The following is a 17600-nucleotide window of genomic DNA, read 5'->3' on the forward strand; positions in this document are numbered from 1 at the left end:
TAGGTGCCCATCGAACTTTGTGTTTAACTTCGGCACCTGAAATTCGTTTCACTACCACCACTAGAAGGATTCCGTTCATGGCTCAAGTTACCCTCCGAGGCAACCCTGTCCAGGTCGAAGGCGATTTGCCGAAAGTCGGCGCCAAGGCGCCAGACTTCACCCTGACTGCCGGCGACCTGTCTGACGCGACCCTGGCGACTTTCGCCGGCAAGCGCAAAGTGCTGAACATTTTCCCAAGCGTTGATACCCCGACCTGCGCCACTTCGGTTCGCAAGTTCAACGCTCAGGTCAACGACGTGAACAACACCGTAGTGTTGTGCATCTCCACCGACCTGCCATTTGCCCAGGCGCGTTTCTGCGGTGCCGAAGGCCTGGAAAACGTGAAGAACCTGTCGGACTTCCGTGAGGCAGCCTTTGCTGTCGACTACGGTGTAGCGCTTGCTGATGGCCCGCTCCGCGGCCTGACCGCCCGTGCCGTCGTGGTACTGGACGAGAACGACAACGTACTGCACAGCGAACTGGTCAGCGAAATTGGCCAAGAGCCGAACTACGAGGCAGCCCTGGCTGTTTTGAAGTAACTGTTACTACGCATTACTGTCGTTTTGCAGTAACACGCGTGATGCAGTATTACGGCCTGGCCTAGTCCAGGCCGTTTTTATTTGTGCTTCAGATGCTTAGCCAGATAGCGAATGGACTAAGCACAGAAGTTAAAAGTTGTAATCCAAGGTAAATAGCCGGTAAAGGCGCTTTTCTTAACGCGCCCCAGTGCTTATCTTTCAGCCTCCCGAAGAAGAAGCTCTCGCACCCAATGGTTGATCACTCCATGCAATCCACCCCTCGTCACTCCCGCCGCTGGCTGTTCGGCCTTCTCGTGCTGCTGGTCATTGCCGGCCTGTGCTGGAAGTTCTGGCCTGGCACCAGCCACAAGGACAGCGCCGAGAAGAAGCCCGCCGGGCATGCCGGCAAGTCGGGGATGATGCGCCCGGGCTTTGGGGGTTCCACTGGCCCGGTGCCGGTGCGTGTGGCGCCGGCGGTGCTGGGCGAATTCCCGGTGTACTACAAGGCGCTGGGTACGGTGACGGCACTCAACACCATCAATGTGCGCAGCCGGGTTGGCGGAGAGCTGGTCAAGATCGCCTTTGAAGAGGGGCAGATGGTCAAGGCCGGTGACCTGCTGGCGGAAATCGACCCGCGCAGTTACCAGAATGCCTTGCTCCAGGCCCAGGGCACGTTGCTGCAGAACCAGGCCCAGCTGAAAAACGCCCAGGTCGACGTGCAGCGTTATCGCGACCTGTATGCCCAGGACAGTATCGCCAAGCAGACCCTGGACACCGCCGAAGCACTGGTGTTGCAGTACCAGGGCACGGTCAAGACCAACCAGGGCGCGGTGGATGACGCCAAGCTCAACCTCGAATTCACCAAGATCCGCGCCCCGATCACCGGTCGTGTCGGCCTGCGCCAGGTAGACGTGGGCAACCTCGTCGCCGCCAACGACACCACCTTCCTGGCGGTGATCACCCAGACCCAACCCATCAGCGTGGTCTTCACGTTGCCGGAAAACACCCTGGAAACCGTGCTGGCGCGTTATCACGCCGGCAACAAGCTGCCGGTGGAAGCCTGGGACCGTGGCGATGTCGCGGTGAAAGCCACGGGCGTGCTGCAAAGCCTCGATAACCAGATCGACGTCACCACCGGCACCCTGAAATTCAAGGCGCGGTTCGATAACAAGGACCAGGCGCTGTTCCCCAACCAGTTCGTGAACGTGCACTTGCTGGCCGACACCCTGCACAACGTGGTGCTGGCGCCGTCGGCAGCGATTCAGTTCGGCAATACCGGCACCTTCGTCTACGTGCTCGATGGCGACAAGAAGGTCAAGGTGCGTCCGCTGGTGATCGGTGATTCCGACGGCGACAACACCGTGATCAAGCAAGGCCTGGCCGCCGGCGACCGCGTGGTGCTGGAAGGCACCGACCGCCTGAAGGACGGCAGCGACATTGAAGTGGTCAACGACAGCACTGAAGTGCCGACCACGCCGACCGAACACCTCCAGGGTCAACCGGCAGCCAAGACGCAACAAGGCCCGGCTGATGCCGCCAAGGCGCAAAAGGGCGGCGCATGAACCTCTCGCGGCTGTTCATCCTTCGCCCGGTAGCCACTACCCTGAGCATGCTGGCCATTGTCCTGGCCGGCGTGATCGCTTATCGCCTGCTGCCGGTCTCGGCCTTGCCCCAGGTGGATTACCCGACCATCCGGGTGATGACCCTGTACCCCGGCGCCAGTCCGGACGTAATGACCAGCGCGGTCACGGCGCCCCTTGAGCGTCAGTTCGGGCAGATGCCCGGCCTGACCCAGATGGCGTCCACCAGCTCCGGCGGCGCCTCGGTGCTGACCCTGCGTTTCAACCTCGACATCAACATGGATGTCGCTGAGCAACAGGTGCAGGCCGCGATCAACGCCGCCACCAACCTGCTGCCCAAGGACCTGCCGGCGCCGCCGGTGTACAACAAGGTCAACCCGGCGGATACCCCGGTGCTGACCCTGGCCATCACCTCCAAGACCATGTTGCTGCCCAAGCTCAATGACCTGGTCGACACGCGCATGGCGCAGAAGATCGCGCAGATCAGCGGCGTCGGCATGGTCAGCATCGCCGGCGGCCAGCGCCAGGCGGTGCGGATCAAGGTCAACCCCGAGGCCCTGGCGGCCAACGGCCTGAACCTGTCGGACGTGCGCACCCTGATCGCCGCCTCCAACGTCAACCAGCCCAAGGGTAACTTTGACGGCCCCACGCGGGTGTCGATGCTCGACGCCAACGACCAGTTGGTCTCGCCCAAGGAATACGCCGAACTGATCCTCGCCTACAACAACGGCGCGCCGTTGCGGCTCAAGGATGTGGCGCAGATCGTCGACGGCGCCGAGAACGAACGCCTCGCGGCCTGGGCCAACGAAAACCAGGCGGTCCTGCTGAACATCCAGCGCCAGCCCGGGGCCAACGTCATCGAGGTGGTGGACCGGATCAAGGCGCTGTTGCCAAGCATCACCGACAACCTGCCGGCGGGCCTGGACGTGACGGTGCTTACCGACCGTACCCAGACCATCCGGGCCTCGGTCAAGGATGTACAACACGAATTGCTGATCGCCATTGCCCTGGTGGTGATGGTGACGTTCCTGTTCCTGCGCCGCTTCAGCGCGACCATTATTCCGTCCATCGCCGTGCCGCTGTCCCTGGTGGGCACCTTCGGCGTGATGTACCTCGCCGGTTTCTCCATCAACAACCTGACGCTGATGGCGCTGACCATCGCCACCGGTTTTGTGGTGGACGACGCCATCGTGATGCTGGAGAACATTTCCCGCTACATCGAGGAAGGCGATACACCGCTCAATGCGGCGCTCAAGGGCGCCAAGCAGATCGGCTTCACCCTGATTTCCCTGACCCTGTCGCTGATCGCGGTATTGATCCCGCTGCTGTTCATGGCGGACGTGGTGGGGCGCTTGTTCCGTGAATTCGCGATCACCCTGGCGGTGGCGATCCTGATTTCCCTGGTGGTGTCCCTGACCCTGACGCCGATGATGTGCGCGCGGTTGCTCAAGCGTGAGCCGAAAGAGGACGAGCAGGGCCGTTTCTACAAGGCCAGCGGCGCCTGGATCGACTGGCTGATCGAGGCCTACGGGCGCAAGTTGCAGTGGGTGCTCAGGCATCAGCCGCTGACCCTGCTGGTGGCCATCGCCACCCTGGGCCTGACCGTGGTGTTGTACATGGTAGTGCCCAAGGGCTTCTTCCCGGTGCAGGACACCGGCGTGATCCAGGGCATTTCCGAAGCGCCACAGTCGATTTCCTTTGCGGCGATGAGCCAGCGCCAGCAGGAACTGGCGAAGATCATCCTCGAAGACCCGGCGGTGGAGAGCCTGTCGTCCTATATCGGGGTAGACGGTGATAACGCCACCCTCAACAGTGGTCGCCTGCTGATCAACCTCAAGCCCCACGGTGAACGGGACCTGAGCGCGGCGCAGATCATCACGCGCCTGCAGCCGCAGTTGGACAAGCTGGTGGGGATTCGCCTGTTCATGCAGCCGGTGCAGGACCTGACCATCGAAGACCGCGTCAGCCGTACCCAGTACCAGTTCAGCATGTCCTCGCCGGACGCCGAGCTGCTGGCCTTGTGGAGTGAAAAGCTGGTACACGCCCTCAGCCAGTTGCCGGAACTCTCCGACGTCGCCAGCGACCTGCAGGACAAGGGCCTGCAGGTGTACCTGGTGATCGACCGTGACGCCGCATCGCGCCTTGGCGTGTCGGTGTCGACCATCACCGACGCGCTGTACGACGCGTTCGGCCAGCGGCAGATATCCACCATCTACACCCAGGCCAGCCAGTACCGCGTGGTATTGCAGGCCCAGTCCGGTGAAACCCTCGGCCCGGACGCCCTGAACCAGATCCATGTGAAAACCACCGACGGCGGCCAGGTGCGGCTGTCGAGCCTGGCCCATGTGGAACAGCGCCAGGCCCAGTTGGCAATCGCGCATATCGGTCAGTTCCCGGCGGTGATGATGTCGTTCAACCTGGCCCCCGGCGTGGCGCTGGGCAAGGGCGTCGAACTGATCAACCAGACCCAGAAAGACATCGGCATGCCGGTGGGCGTGCAGACCCAGTTCCAGGGCGCGGCCCAGGCATTCGAGGCTTCGCTGTCGAGCACCTTGCTGCTGATCCTGGCGGCGGTGGTGACCATGTACATCGTGCTCGGGGTGCTCTACGAGAGCTACATCCACCCGATCACCATCCTCTCGACCCTGCCGTCGGCAGCGGTGGGCGCCTTGCTGGCCTTGCTGCTCAGTGGCAACGACCTGGGGATGATCGCGATCATCGGCATCATCCTGCTGATCGGCATCGTGAAGAAGAACGCGATCATGATGATCGACTTTGCCCTCGACGCTGAGCGCAACCAGGGCCTGGACCCGCAAACCGCGATCTACCAGGCGGCGCTGTTGCGCTTCCGGCCGATCCTGATGACCACCCTGGCGGCGCTGTTCGGTGCCGTGCCGTTGATGCTCGCCACCGGCTCCGGCGCCGAGTTGCGCCAGCCGCTTGGCTTGGTGATGGTGGGCGGGTTGCTGGTGAGCCAGGTGTTGACCCTGTTTACCACCCCGGTGATCTACCTGTATTTCGACCGCCTCGGCCGTCGCTGGCGCAAAGAGCCGGTGCGCCTGGAGCCGGTTGAGTCATGAACCTGTCCGGACCTTTCATTCGCCGGCCGGTAGCCACCATGCTGCTGAGCCTGGCGATCATGCTGCTGGGCGGCGTCAGCTTCAACCTGTTGCCGGTGTCGCCATTGCCGCAGATCGATTTCCCGGTGATCGTGGTGTCGGCCAGCTTGCCGGGGGCCAGCCCCGAGGTGATGGCGTCTACGGTGGCCACGCCGCTGGAGCGTTCCTTCGGCGCGATTGCCGGCATTACCACCATGAGCAGTTCGTCGAGCCAGGGTTCGACCCGGGTGATCCTGGCGTTCGACTCCAATCGCGACATCAACGGCGCGGCGCGGGAAGTGCAGGCGGCGATCAACGCCTCGCGTAACCTGCTGCCCAGCGGCATGCGCAGCATGCCCACCTACAAGAAGATCAACCCGTCCCAGGCGCCCATCATGGTGCTGTCCCTGACCTCGGACGTGTTGCCCAAGGGCCAGTTGTACGACCTGGCATCGACCATCCTGTCCCAGAGCCTGTCCCAGGTGCCGGGCGTGGGTGAAGTGCAGATCGGCGGCAGCTCGTTGCCCGCCGTGCGTATCGAACTGGAACCCAAGGCCCTCGACCAGTACGGCGTGGCCCTGGACGATGTGCGGAATACCATCGCCAATGCCAACGTGCGCCGGCCCAAGGGTTCGCTGGAGGACAGCCAGCGCAACTGGCAGATCCAGGCCAACGACCAGCTGGAAAAGGCCAAGGACTATGAACCGCTGCTGATCCGCTACCAGAATGGCGCGGCCTTGCGCCTGGGGGATGTGGCGAAGATCAGCGACGGCGTCGAGGACCGCTACAACAGCGGCTTCTTCAACAATGACTCGGCGGTGCTGCTGGTGATCAACCGCCAGTCCGGCGCCAACATCATCGAGACGGTGAAGCAGATCAAGGCACAACTGCCGGCCTTGCAGGCGGTGTTGCCGTCCAGCGTCAAGCTGAACCTGGCCATGGACCGTTCGCCAGTGATCACCGCCACCTTGCACGAAGCCGAGATGACCCTGCTGATTGCCGTGGCCCTGGTGATCCTGGTGGTGTACCTGTTCCTCGGCAACTTCCGCGCCTCGCTGATTCCCACCCTGGCGGTGCCGGTGTCGCTGGTGGGTACGTTTGCAGTGATGTACCTGTTCGGCTTTTCCCTGAACAACCTGTCGCTGATGGCGCTGATCCTCGCCACCGGCCTGGTGGTGGACGATGCCATCGTGGTGCTGGAGAACATTTCCCGGCACATCGACGAGGGTGTGCCGCCGATGAGGGCGGCGTATCTGGGAGCCCAGGAAGTCGGCTTCACCTTGCTGTCGATGAACGTCTCGCTGGTGGCGGTGTTCCTCTCGATCCTGTTCATGGGCGGGATCGTCACCAGCCTGTTCCGCGAGTTTTCCATCACCCTGGCGGCGGCGATCATCGTCTCGCTGGTGGTGTCGCTGACCCTGACCCCGATGCTCTGCGCCCGCTGGCTCAAGCCCCATGTCAAAGGCCAGGAAACAGGCTTGCAGCGCTGGAGCCAGAAGATCAACGACCGCATGGTGGCAGGCTACGCCCGCAGCCTGGACTGGGTGCTGCGCCACAAGCGCCTGACGCTGCTCAGCCTGTTGGTGACCATCGGGGTCAACGTCGCGCTGTATGTGGTGGTGCCGAAAACCTTCATGCCCCAGCAGGACACCGGGCAACTGATCGGCTTTGTGCGTGGCGATGACGGGCTGTCATTCAGTGTGATGCAGCCGAAGATGGAAATTTTCCGCAAGGCGGTCCTGCAGGACCCCGCGGTGTTGAGCGTGGCAGGTTTTATTGGCGGCAACAGCGGCACCAACAACGCGGTGATGCTGGTGCGGCTCAAGCCCATCAGCGAACGCAAGATTTCTGCCCAGGCGGTGATCGAGCGCATGCGCAAGAATGTGCCACTGGTGCCCGGCGGGCGCCTGATGCTGATGGCTGACCAGGACCTGCAATTCGGCGGCGGCCGCGACCAGACCACCTCGCAGTATTCCTACATCCTGCAAAGCGGCGACCTGGCGGCCTTGCGCCTGTGGTACCCGAAAGTGGTTGCCGCGTTGCGTGAGCTGCCGGAGCTGACCGCCATCGATGCCCGTGAAGGACGTGGGGCGGCCCAGGTGACGTTGATTGTCGACCGCGACCAGGCCAAGCGCCTGGGCATTGACATGGACATGGTCACTGCCGTGCTCAACAACGCCTACAGTCAGCGGCAGATTTCCACCATCTACGACAGCCTCAACCAGTACCAGGTGGTGATGGAGGTCAATCCGAAGTACGCCCAGGACCCGATCACCCTCAATCAGATGCAGGTGATCACGTCCACCGGTGCGCGCGTGCCGCTGTCGGCCATCGCTCACTATGAGAACAGCCTGGCGGACGACCGGGTCAGCCATGAAGGCCAGTTCGCCTCGGAAAACATTGCGTTTGATATGTCGCCCGGCGTCACGGTGGAGCAGGGCACGGCCGCCATTGAGCGGGCGATTGCCAAGGTCGGCCTGCCGGAAGAGGTGATCGCGAAGATGGCCGGTACGGCCGACGCCTTCGCCGCCACCCAGAAAGGCCAGCCGTTCATGATCCTCGGTGCACTGGTAGCGGTGTACCTGGTATTGGGGATTCTGTATGAGAGCTATATCCACCCGCTGACCATTCTGTCGACCTTGCCGTCGGCGGGGGTGGGCGCCTTGCTTTCGATTTACCTGCTGGGGGGCGAGTTCAGCCTGATCTCGCTGCTGGGGCTGTTCCTGCTGATCGGGGTGGTGAAGAAAAACGCGATCCTGATGATCGACCTTGCGCTGCAACTGGAACGCAAGGACGGCATGAGCCCGCTGGAATCGATCCGCGCCGCCTGCCTGGTGCGGCTGCGCCCGATCCTGATGACCACGCTGGCGGCGATTCTTGGCGCCGTGCCGCTGCTGCTCAGCACGGCCGAAGGCGCGGAAATGCGCCAGCCCCTGGGCCTGACGATTATCGGCGGGCTGGTGTTCAGCCAGATCCTGACCCTCTACACCACCCCTGTGGTTTACCTTTATCTCGACCGCCTGCGCCACCGTTTCAACGGTTGGCGCGGAGTGCGTACCGATGCTGCCCTGGACACTGCGCTATGACCGATTCAACGTTTCCCACCGTGCAACGTCTGGCGATGACTCGCGGCTCAAAGCTGCTGAGCCTGGCCCTGTGCGGCGTGATGCTCAGCGCCTGCGCCGTCGGCCCGGACTACAAACGCCCCGAATTGACCGAGCCTGCCCAGTACAAAGAGGCCCAGGGCTGGCGCCAGGCCGCGCCCAGCGACTCGCTGGCCCGGGGCGCCTGGTGGGAGCTGTACGGCGACAAACAACTGAATGAGCTGGTAGAAAAACTCAACAGCTCCAACCAGACCGTGGCCCAGGCCGAGGCGCGTTATCGCCAGGCTGCCTCGCAGGTGCGCAGTGCCCGTGGGGCGTTCTTCCCCACGGTTGACCTGAGTGCCTCGAAAAGCCGGGCCAGCCAGGGTACCGGCAGCAGTAACGCCAGCCTCAGCAGCTCCAGCAGCGGTATTCGCGACACCCTCAACACCCAGTTGGGCGTGAGCTGGGAAGCCGATATCTGGGGCAAACTGCGCCGGGGCCTGGAAGCCAATGAAGCCAGCGCCGAAGCCAGCGCGGCGGATCTCGCGGCGATGCGCCTGAGCCAGCAATCGGAACTGGTGCAGGATTACCTGCAACTGCGGGTCATGGACGAACAGACCCGTTTGCTGCAAGCCACGGTGGACACCTACCAGCGCTCCCTGCAGATGACCCAGAACCAATACCGCGCCGGTGTCTCGGGCAAGGACGCCATCGCCCAGGCCCAGACCCAGCTGAAAAGCACCCAGGCCAGCATGATCGACCTGATCTGGCAGCGGGCGCAGCTGGAAAACGCAATTGCCGTGCTGATCGGTGTGCCGCCGGCCAACTTCAACCTGGCGGTGAGCACGGACATTCCGGCGCTGCCGCAGATTCCGGTGAGCCTGCCGTCGCAACTGCTGGAGCGCCGCCCGGATATCGCTCAGGCGGAGCGCTCGGTGATCGCGGCCAACGCCAACATCGGCGTGGCCAAGACCGCCTACTACCCGGACCTGACCCTGAGCCTGGCCGGCGGCTACTCCAGCAGCACCTACGCCGACTGGATCAGCCTGCCGAACCGCTTCTGGTCGGTGGGGCCGAAACTCGCCATGACCCTGTTCGACGGGGGCCAGCGTTCGGCCGAAGTTGACCGCGCCGAGGCGTCCTACGATGAAACCGTGGCCAAGTACCGCCAGACCGTACTCGACGGTTTCCGCGAGGTGGAAAACTACATGGTCCAGCTCAAGGTCCTGGAAGACGAGGCGGTCGTGAGTAACGAGGCCCTCGAAGCGGCCCGGGAATCCCTGCGCCTGACCCAGAACCAGTACAAGGCCGGGTTGATCGCCTATCTCGATGTGGTCACCGTGCAAGCCACCGCCCTGAGCAACGAGCGTACGGTGCTGACCCTGCTGCAAACCCGGCTGGTTGCCAGTGTGCAATTGATCGCTGCACTGGGCGGTGGTTGGGATGGGCAAATGCAGCTGAGCGACAAGAAGTAAACCCCGCTCTAGCTGGTGTACGGGCTTGTGTGGGAGCGGGCTTGCTCGCGAAAACGGTGGGGCAGTCAACTGTGTATGAACTGACCCGCCGCTTTCGCGAGCAAGCCCGCTCCCACAAGGGTTCTGCGGTGTTTTTGAGCCAGCGGATTGGCGTCAAATTTTGAATGATGGCTATACGACAATATTTCAGGTGTACAAGATTTATTCTCGCTACAATCCCTGACTTTTCAGCCCGGCACGGATGCCGTTCGGCCCATAGGTCACGAGAAGTCCCATGCTCACCGGTAGTTATTCCCCCGCCCTGGTCCTGATTTCCCTGTTCGTCGCGATCCTCGCATCCTATACGGCGTTGGACCTGACCGGCCGCATCGCCACTGCCAGGGGCCGCGCGGTGTACCTGTGGATGGGCGGCGGCGCGCTGGCGATGGGCGTGGGCATCTGGTCGATGCACTTTATCGGCATGCTCGCCTTCCGCCTGCCCATCAGCCTCGGCTATGACGTCGGCATCACGGCGCTGTCGTTGTTGATCGCGATCCTGTCCAGCGGTTTTGCCTTGTGGCTGGTGAGCCAGCCGCGTTTGCCGGCGTGGCAACTGGCATTTGGCGCATTGATCATGGGCGCCGGCATCAGCGCCATGCACTACACCGGCATGGCCGCCATGCGCATGACCCCCGGCATCGACTACGACCCCACGCTGTTCACCGCCTCGTTGCTGATTGCCGTGGGTGCGTCGGCGGCGGCGTTGTGGATTGCCTTCAACCTGCGGCGCAACACGCCGTATGTGCGGTTGGCCCGAGGAGGGGCGGCGATGGTGATGGGCGTGGCGATTGTCGGCATGCACTACACCGGCATGGCCGCCGCGCGTTTCGCCGATGGCAGCTTCTGCGGCGCGGCCCTGGACGGCTTGAGTGGCAAGGGCCTGGATAACCTGGTGCTGGTCACCACCCTGGCAGTGTTGATCATCGCGCTGCTGACCTCCCTGGCCGATGCCCGCCTGGAAGCCCGCACCGCGGTGTTGGCCGACTCCCTGACCCAGGCCAACCAGGAACTCACCCACCTGGCCCTGCACGACATGCTCACCGGCTTGCCCAATCGCACCCTGCTCGCCGACCGGATCCAGCAGGCGATACAGCGGGTGAACGAAGAGGGCGGCTGCTTCGCGCTGATGTTTATCGACCTGGACGGCTTCAAGCCGGTGAATGACGCTTTTGGTCACCACATGGGCGACCAGCTGTTGCAGCAAGTCGGCCTGCGCCTGCGCGAAGACTTGCGCAGCCAGGACACCCTGGCCCGCATCGGCGGTGACGAGTTTGTATTGCTGGTGCAATTGGGCCAGCCCGACGATGCGTTGCGCCTGGCCGAGCGCCAGGTGGGCATGATCAACCAGGCCTTCCACGTCGCCGAGCATGAGCTGAAAATCTCCGCCAGCATCGGCATCGCACTGTTCCCCGGCAACGGCGCCACGCCCCAGGAACTGCTGATGAACGCCGACGCGGCGATGTATCACGCCAAGGGCATGGGCAAGAACGGCTACAGCTTTTTCGACGTGTCGATGAACACCAATGCGCGCAAGCAACTGCAACTGCTGCAGGACTTGCGCAATGCCGTGGAGCACGAGCAGTTCCGGCTTTATTACCAGCCCAAGTTCGACGCCATCAGCGGCCGCCCGGTCGGTGCCGAGGCGCTGCTGCGCTGGGAGCACCCGCAACAAGGCCTGTTGTTGCCGGACAAGTTTATCGAGCTGGCGGAAAAGACCGGGCTGATCATCCCCATCGGCGAATGGGTACTCAACGAAGCCTGCCGCCAGATGCAGGTGTGGTATGCCCAGGGCTATCACGACTGGCGCATTGCCGTGAACCTGTCGGCGTTGCAGTTCTGCCACGCCGGACTGGTCAAGAGTGTCGCCGCTGCCCTGGAGCGCCACCGCTTGCCAGCCAACAGCCTGACCCTGGAAATCACCGAAACCACCGCCATGAGCGATGCCGACGCGAGCATGACGGTGTTGCAAAAGCTTTCGGACATGGGCGTCGACCTGTCCATCGACGACTTCGGTACCGGCTATTCGAGCCTGATGTACCTCAAGCGTCTGCCGGCCAATGAGCTGAAGATCGACCGGGGCTTCGTGCGTGACCTGGAGCACGACAGCGACGACGCCGCTATCGTCTCGGCCATCGTCGCCCTCGGTCAGGCCCTGGGCCTGCGCATTGTGGCCGAGGGTGTAGAGACCGACTCACAGCAGAGCTTCCTCACCCGGCTGGGCTGCGATTCGCTTCAGGGGTATCTGCTGGGGCATCCGTTGCCGGCCGAGGGTTTCATGGCCGACATCCAGCGCGCCGAGCAGGTGGTGAGTGTGCATTCGGTGATGTGAGCCCATGCAAAACCTGCAGGGCGCAGGTAGTATTGGATCCATCAGCTCACGTTGAACCAGGAGACCTTACACATGGACAAAGTCGTCGTCATCACCGGTGGCAGTCGTGGGATCGGCGCCGCCACGGCGCTGCTGGCCGCCGCCCAAGGCTATCGCATCTGTATCAATTACCAGGCCGATGAAGACGCCGCCCACCGCGTACTTGAGCAAGTGCGTGCCCTCGGCGCCCAGGCGATTGCCGTGCGGGCTGATGTCAGCATTGAAGACGAAGTGATTGGCCTGTTCCACCGGGTCGATACCGAACTGGGCCGGGTGACGGCACTGGTCAACAACGCAGGTACCGTCGGGCACAAGTCGCGGGTCGATGAGATGTCCGAGTTCCGCATTCTGAAGACCCTCAGGACCAATGTGTTGGGGCCGATCCTGTGTGCCAAGCATGCGCTGCTGCGCATGTCGCCCAAGCATGGCGGGCAGGGCGGCAGCATCGTCAACGTTTCATCGGCCGCCGCGCGGTTGGGCTCGCCGGGGGAATATGTGGATTACGCCGCGTCCAAGGGCGCGCTGGATACCTTCACTCTCGGGCTCTCCAAGGAAGTGGCGGGCGAGGGGATCCGGGTCAATGGCGTGCGTCCCGGGTTTATTTTCACCGACTTCCACGCCCTGAGCGGCGACCCGGATCGGGTCAGCAAGCTTGAACCGGGCATCCCCATGGCCCGTGGCGGGCGTGCAGAGGAAGTCGCGGAAGGGATTATCTGGCTGCTCTCGGACAAGGCGTCCTATGCGACGGGAACCTTTCTTGACCTGGCGGGCGGTCGTTAGTTTTGTACCGCCTGTGGCGAGGGGCACGCCGCTCGCCACAGCCCAGGTATCAGGCGCCGCGCAGCGCTTCATAGCCCCTGAGGGAAAACGCCTTGAGCAGGCTGGCCTCCGAGTCTGGATGAATGGCGTAGCCGTGATTCGAAAAACCGTCCAGGACACCGTTGCGGCTATGGCTGGCGCTTAATTTGAGATCGTCCACGTTGTCGATAAATCGCAGTACCTTATCCAGGTTGTAGGTGGCGTCGGCGCGAGAGTCCGGGTCTTGGTTGGCCGCGCTCCAGTCACCCACCTGGCGCTTCAGGTCATCGCTCACTTCGTAGTGGTCGCGGTTATCCAGGAAGTTCTTCAGCACAGGGCTTTGTTCGGTAATCTGGTCACTCGATCGATGATCTCCCGCGGGGCGCCCGGTAGCGCCTGTCATTTCGCGCACCTGTTGCTGCTCTGCGGCACGCATATAGTGGGGAGGAACGGGAAGGGGTCGCAGGCCGGCAGCTGAAGAAATAGTCATAAGGCATCTCTGATGTGAACCAAGTGAATGCGCTCTTTCTATCGTAAGAAATAGCGCACTCCTGTGTGGTTCTTAGCCCGGCTACGGTTCCCATCCGTAGGTTAAAACGACCGCACAATCTTCCCCAGCGTCTCCATCGCCTTCTCACACGACTCATCCCACGGGCTGCCGTAGTTCAAGCGAATGCAGTTCCTGAAGCGCTGTGTCGGCGAGAAGATCGGTCCCGGTGCGATGCTGATGCCCTGGGCCAGCGCCATCTGGAACAACTTCAACGAGTCGGTTTGTTCCGGCAATTCCAGCCACAGGAAGTACCCGCCGGCAGGCTGGCTGACCCGTGTCTGCGCCGGGAAATAGCGCGCGATGGCGGCGAGCATGGCGCTTTGCTGTTCTTCCAGCGCGTAACGCAATTTACGCAGGTGCCGGTCGTACCCGCCGTGTTGCAGGTAATCGGCAATCGCCGCCTGGGCGGGCATCGAGGCACACAGCGACGTCATCAATTTCAGCCGCTCGATCTTCTGCGCATAACGTCCGGCGGCGACCCAGCCGATGCGGTAGCCCGGAGCCAGGCTCTTGGCGAACGAGCCGCAATGCATCACCAGGCCTTCGGTGTCGAACGCCTTCGCCGGTTTGGGCGCCTGTTGACCGTAGTACAACTCGGCGTACACGTCGTCTTCGATCAGCGGCACCTGGTGGCTGCGCAGTAACTCCACCAGTTCCTGTTTCCGGGCCTCGGGCATGGTTGCGCCCATCGGGTTCTGGAAACTGGTCATGCACCAGCAGGCCTTGATCGGGTAACGCTCCAGGCTTTGCGCCAGCACCTTGAGGTCGATGCCATCGCGCGGGTGTACGGGGATTTCCACCGCCTTGAGTTTCAGGCGCTCGAGGATTTGCAGGCTGGCGTAGAACGCCGGTGCTTCGATGGCCACCAGGTCGCCCGGCTCGGTCACGGCTTGCAGGCACAGGTTCAGTGCTTCAAGGGCGCCGTTGGTGATCAACAGTTCTTCCATGGGCAGCATCAGCCCGCCCACCATGTAGCGCAAGGCGATTTGCCGACGCAGTTGCGGGTTGCCCGGCGACATGTCGGTGACCACCATGCGCGGGTCCATTTCCCGGCTGGCGCTCGCCAGGGAACGGGCCAGGCGTTGCAGCGGGAACAGCGTCGGGCTGGGGAAGGCCGAGCCGAAGGGCACGGTTTGCGGGTCCTTGATGGAATCGAGCACCGAGAACACCAATTCGCTGACGTCCACCTCGGTGGACTCGTGCACATGGGCACTCACCACCGGCTCGGAAAACGGGCTGGGCGCATGGGTGTTGACGAAGTACCCGGAGCGCGGCCGGGCGCGGATCAGCCCGCGTCGCTCCAGCAGGTAGTACGCCTGGAACACCGTGGACGGGCTGACACCGTAGGTCTGGCTGGCATAACGCACCGACGGCAAGCGCTGGCCGGGCCCGAGCACGCCGGAGCGGATCAGTTCTGCGATGTCGTCGGCGAATTTTTCGTAGCGTTTCATTGGGGCTCAGTGCTTTGAACAGATTTTGCTGATTGAACACAGATCAAACGGTGGGAGCGGGCTTGCTCGCGAAAGCAATCTTTCAGTTGATGTATCCATTGACTGGCACACCGCTTTCGCGAGCAAGCCCGCTCCCACATTTGATCTCCAATGTTGCTGAAAGCTTGGGCTCAGCGATTCAATGGCGCCACAAACCGGCTGTCCGCCGCGCTGTAAATCCACGGCTCATCCACATCCGAGACCTTGAAGCGGATCGTCTGCGAACTGCTGGCCGGCTTCTCTGCGGTCATCGCCACCGACACCGGCACATCGGTAATCTCACCTGGTGCCAGGCTGATCTCGGTCTTGCCCTGCAGCTGGAAGCCGTCGCCGTCCATCAGCTCCAGGCGGTAATCCTGGCGCTGCTGGGTCTTGTTGATGACCTTGAGGCTGTAGATGTTCTCGATCAAGCCGTCACTGTTCTCGCGGAACATCCCCCGGTCCTTGGTCACGTCCAGCGACACCATCGGGCGTTCTACCAGCGCCACCACCAGCGCGCCGATCATCACCAGCAGCACGGCACTGTAGCCGATCAGGCGTGGCCTGAGCAGATGGGTCTTGCCACCTTGCAACTGATGCTCCGAGGTGTAGCTGACCAGGCCGCGGGCATAGCCCATTTTATCCATGATCGAATCACAGGCATCGATACACGCGGCGCAGCCGATGCATTCCATTTGCAGGCCGTCACGGATGTCGATGCCGGTGGGGCATACCTGCACGCACAGCTGGCAGTCGATGCAATCACCCAGGCCGACGTCCGCCGGTTGCACGTCTCGTTTGCGCGGGCCACGGTTCTCGCCGCGGGCTACGTCGTAGGAAATGGTCAGGGTGTCCTTGTCGAACATCACACTCTGGAACCGCGCATACGGGCACATGTGCATGCACACCGCTTCCCGCAGCCAGCCGGCGTTGATGTAGGTGGCGCCGGTAAAGAACAGCACCCAGAACAGGCTTACGCCGCCCATCTGCCAGGTCAGCAGCTCCTCGGCCAGCGGCCGGATCGGCGTGAAGTAGCCGACAAATGTCAGCCCGGTCAGCACGCTGATCCCCAGCCACAGCGCGTGCTTGGCCGAGCGCCGCGCCAGCTTGTCCAGGCTCCAGGGCGCAGCTTGCAGCTTGATGCGTTGGTTTCGCTCGCCTTCAGTGACCTTTTCGCACCACATGAACAACCAGGTAAACGAGCTTTGCGGGCAGGTATAGCCACACCACACACGCCCTGCGAATACGGTGATGGCGAACAGGCCGAACGCGCAGATGATCAACAGCGCCGACAGCAGGATGAAATCCTGGGGCCAGAACGTGGCACCGAAGATGTGGAATTTGCTTTCAGCCAGGTCCCATAACACCGCCTGCCGTCCGCCCCAGTTCAGCCACACGGTGCCGAAAAATGCCAGGAACAGAAAGCCTGCGCCTGCCACGCGCAAGGTACGGAACAGGCCGGTAAAACTGCGGGTGTGAATCAGGTTGTCGCTGGATTTGGCCTTCATCTTCTTTGGATGTGCAGGCTCAAACACTTCTACGGTTCGGACGGGGATTCTATCGCTCATGGTCTTTCGCTCATCAGCCTCCATCAGGCAGATGAACTATGACCGGCGCTCTGTTTGCATAACAGACTCAGGTATGGCGATAAAAAGCGGATCAGATGGGCCGCCCGTGCATGCCTGCGACAATGTGCTGCACCCGGTGGTGCGCGGGGTGCAGCGCTTTTGAGGCGGGGCTGATCCAGGTCAATCAAATCACCGAATCACCGTCGGTAGCTTTCAAGTGCTTACGGCCGTCTTTGGCACCCGCTACGGTCAATGCGTCGGCTTCGGCTTCGGTGATATAGGTGCGGTCACCGTTCAGCTTCACGAACGACATGGATTTCTCGCTGTCGGTTTCGACCGTGACATGGGTGGCTTCCAGTTGTTTCTCGTGGCCGTCCACATCGACGGTGAAGAAACATTGCTGACCTTCGATACGTACGGGCATATCGATCTCCTTTTTGTGGGCAATTACCGATTAGGGTGGGATGCGCAGGCAATGGTTCTGCGCAACTGACTGACGGTCGATGCTGTCCATGTTCTATCGACCCCCAACAAGGAAACGTCCATGGACGCCTGGTGGCATGAAGTCTGGGTAACCCTGCAAGCGGAATTTGCCGATATCGGCGATGCCCGGCAGCTCACGCAAATCACCGTTCGGCTGCTGATTGCGGCGATATTGGGCGGGATCCTGGGTTACGAGCGCGAACAGAAAGGCAAGGCCGCCGGGGTACGCACCCACATGCTCGTGGCCCTGGGCGCCGCGCTGTTCGTGTTGGTGCCGAGCATGTCCGGCTCCCAGGCAGACGCCATGAGCCGAGTGCTGCAGGGCGTGATCGCGGGTATCGGCTTTCTTGGCGCCGGCACCATCCTAAAGGGCAAGGAAGACGAGGAGGGTCAGCACGTCAAAGGCCTGACCACCGCCGCCGGCTTGTGGATGACCGCCGCCATTGGGGTGGCGGCGGGAATGGGGCGGGAATCCACGGCGGTACTCAGCACGTTGTTGGCCTTGGCGGTGTTCAGTGTGATGCCAAGA

Annotated in this window: 12 protein-coding genes; 8 read left to right on the plus strand and 4 right to left on the minus strand. The window is 62.4% G+C overall.

What is annotated here, in order from left to right; genetic code table 11:
* Positions 1–77 precede the first annotated feature (77 nt).
* From tpx to JV201_RS13045, 7 genes are all read left to right on the plus strand, one after another.
* Complete coding sequence (tpx, locus tag JV201_RS13015; protein WP_134326424.1) at positions 78–578, plus strand: thiol peroxidase; 501 nt, start codon at positions 78–80, stop codon at positions 576–578.
* Between the two features lie 230 nt (positions 579–808).
* Entirely contained in the window at positions 809–2119 is a 1311-nt protein-coding gene (locus tag JV201_RS13020; RefSeq protein ID WP_178911521.1) for an MdtA/MuxA family multidrug efflux RND transporter periplasmic adaptor subunit, read from the plus strand.
* Positions 2116–5217 carry an MdtB/MuxB family multidrug efflux RND transporter permease subunit gene (locus JV201_RS13025; protein ID WP_177021962.1) on the plus strand — a complete coding sequence of 1034 codons (3102 nt, stop codon included), beginning with the start codon at positions 2116–2118 and terminating at the stop codon, positions 5215–5217. The genes JV201_RS13020 and JV201_RS13025 overlap by 4 nt, the downstream gene beginning before the upstream one ends.
* On the plus strand, positions 5214–8321 hold the full coding sequence (locus tag JV201_RS13030; protein ID WP_102605669.1) for an efflux RND transporter permease subunit: 3108 nt from the start codon (positions 5214–5216) through the stop codon (positions 8319–8321). Before JV201_RS13025 ends, JV201_RS13030 begins: the two co-directional genes overlap by 4 nt.
* Positions 8318–9796, plus strand: coding sequence for an efflux transporter outer membrane subunit (locus tag JV201_RS13035; RefSeq protein WP_177044761.1), 1479 nt, complete (start codon positions 8318–8320; stop codon positions 9794–9796). Before JV201_RS13030 ends, JV201_RS13035 begins: the two co-directional genes overlap by 4 nt.
* Positions 9797–10070: 274 nt before the next feature.
* The gene (locus JV201_RS13040; RefSeq protein ID WP_003207505.1) at positions 10071–12164 is read left to right on the plus strand and encodes a bifunctional diguanylate cyclase/phosphodiesterase; all 2094 of its coding nucleotides are present in this window, start codon (positions 10071–10073) and stop codon (positions 12162–12164) included.
* 72 nt (positions 12165–12236) lie between these two features.
* The gene (locus tag JV201_RS13045; protein ID WP_008435175.1) at positions 12237–12983 is read left to right on the plus strand and encodes an SDR family oxidoreductase; all 747 of its coding nucleotides are present in this window, start codon (positions 12237–12239) and stop codon (positions 12981–12983) included.
* 49 nt (positions 12984–13032) lie between these two features.
* Here JV201_RS13045 and JV201_RS13050 read toward each other — a convergent pair whose 3' ends face one another.
* The 4 genes from JV201_RS13050 to JV201_RS13065 form a co-directional block, all read right to left on the minus strand.
* Positions 13033–13404 carry a hypothetical protein gene (locus JV201_RS13050; RefSeq protein WP_008435173.1) on the minus strand — a complete coding sequence of 124 codons (372 nt, stop codon included), beginning with the start codon at positions 13402–13404 and terminating at the stop codon, positions 13033–13035.
* 188 nt (positions 13405–13592) lie between these two features.
* Complete coding sequence (gene mapR / locus JV201_RS13055) at positions 13593–15002, minus strand: GntR family transcriptional regulator MpaR (RefSeq protein WP_219407037.1); 1410 nt, start codon at positions 15000–15002, stop codon at positions 13593–13595.
* Positions 15003–15172: 170 nt separating this feature from the next.
* Positions 15173–16588 (minus strand): cytochrome c oxidase accessory protein CcoG, encoded by a 1416-nt coding sequence (gene ccoG, locus JV201_RS13060; RefSeq protein ID WP_177122927.1) that lies wholly within the window; start codon positions 16586–16588, stop codon positions 15173–15175.
* A 184-nt stretch (positions 16589–16772) separates the two neighbouring features.
* On the minus strand, positions 16773–17012 hold the full coding sequence (locus JV201_RS13065) for a DUF3203 family protein (protein WP_003207514.1): 240 nt from the start codon (positions 17010–17012) through the stop codon (positions 16773–16775).
* A gap of 120 nt (positions 17013–17132) precedes the next feature.
* Here JV201_RS13065 and JV201_RS13070 point away from each other — a divergent pair.
* A partial coding sequence (locus JV201_RS13070; protein WP_219407038.1) for an MgtC/SapB family protein occupies positions 17133–17600 on the plus strand: 468 nt, incomplete at its 3' end.

Origin of the sequence: Pseudomonas sp. Colony2, from assembly GCF_019382755.1 — a bacterium.
Taxonomy (GTDB): Bacteria; Pseudomonadota; Gammaproteobacteria; order Pseudomonadales; family Pseudomonadaceae; genus Aquipseudomonas.

What these genes read in the sequence shown, in the direction of transcription:
- tpx (WP_134326424.1), top strand. Translation starts at nt 78, where the DNA reads ATGGCTCAAGTTACCCTCCGAGGCAACCCTGTCCAGGTCGAAGGCGAT.
- JV201_RS13020 (WP_178911521.1), top strand. Translation starts at nt 809, where the DNA reads ATGGTTGATCACTCCATGCAATCCACCCCTCGTCACTCCCGCCGCTGG.
- JV201_RS13025 (WP_177021962.1), top strand. Translation starts at nt 2,116, where the DNA reads ATGAACCTCTCGCGGCTGTTCATCCTTCGCCCGGTAGCCACTACCCTG.
- JV201_RS13030 (WP_102605669.1), top strand. Translation starts at nt 5,214, where the DNA reads ATGAACCTGTCCGGACCTTTCATTCGCCGGCCGGTAGCCACCATGCTG.
- JV201_RS13035 (WP_177044761.1), top strand. Translation starts at nt 8,318, where the DNA reads ATGACCGATTCAACGTTTCCCACCGTGCAACGTCTGGCGATGACTCGC.
- JV201_RS13040 (WP_003207505.1), top strand. Translation starts at nt 10,071, where the DNA reads ATGCTCACCGGTAGTTATTCCCCCGCCCTGGTCCTGATTTCCCTGTTC.
- JV201_RS13045 (WP_008435175.1), top strand. Translation starts at nt 12,237, where the DNA reads ATGGACAAAGTCGTCGTCATCACCGGTGGCAGTCGTGGGATCGGCGCC.
- JV201_RS13050 (WP_008435173.1), bottom strand. Translation starts at nt 13,404, where the DNA reads ATGACAGGCGCTACCGGGCGCCCCGCGGGAGATCATCGATCGAGTGAC.
- mapR (WP_219407037.1), bottom strand. Translation starts at nt 15,002, where the DNA reads ATGAAACGCTACGAAAAATTCGCCGACGACATCGCAGAACTGATCCGC.
- ccoG (WP_177122927.1), bottom strand. Translation starts at nt 16,588, where the DNA reads ATGAGCGATAGAATCCCCGTCCGAACCGTAGAAGTGTTTGAGCCTGCA.
- JV201_RS13065 (WP_003207514.1), bottom strand. Translation starts at nt 17,012, where the DNA reads ATGCCCGTACGTATCGAAGGTCAGCAATGTTTCTTCACCGTCGATGTG.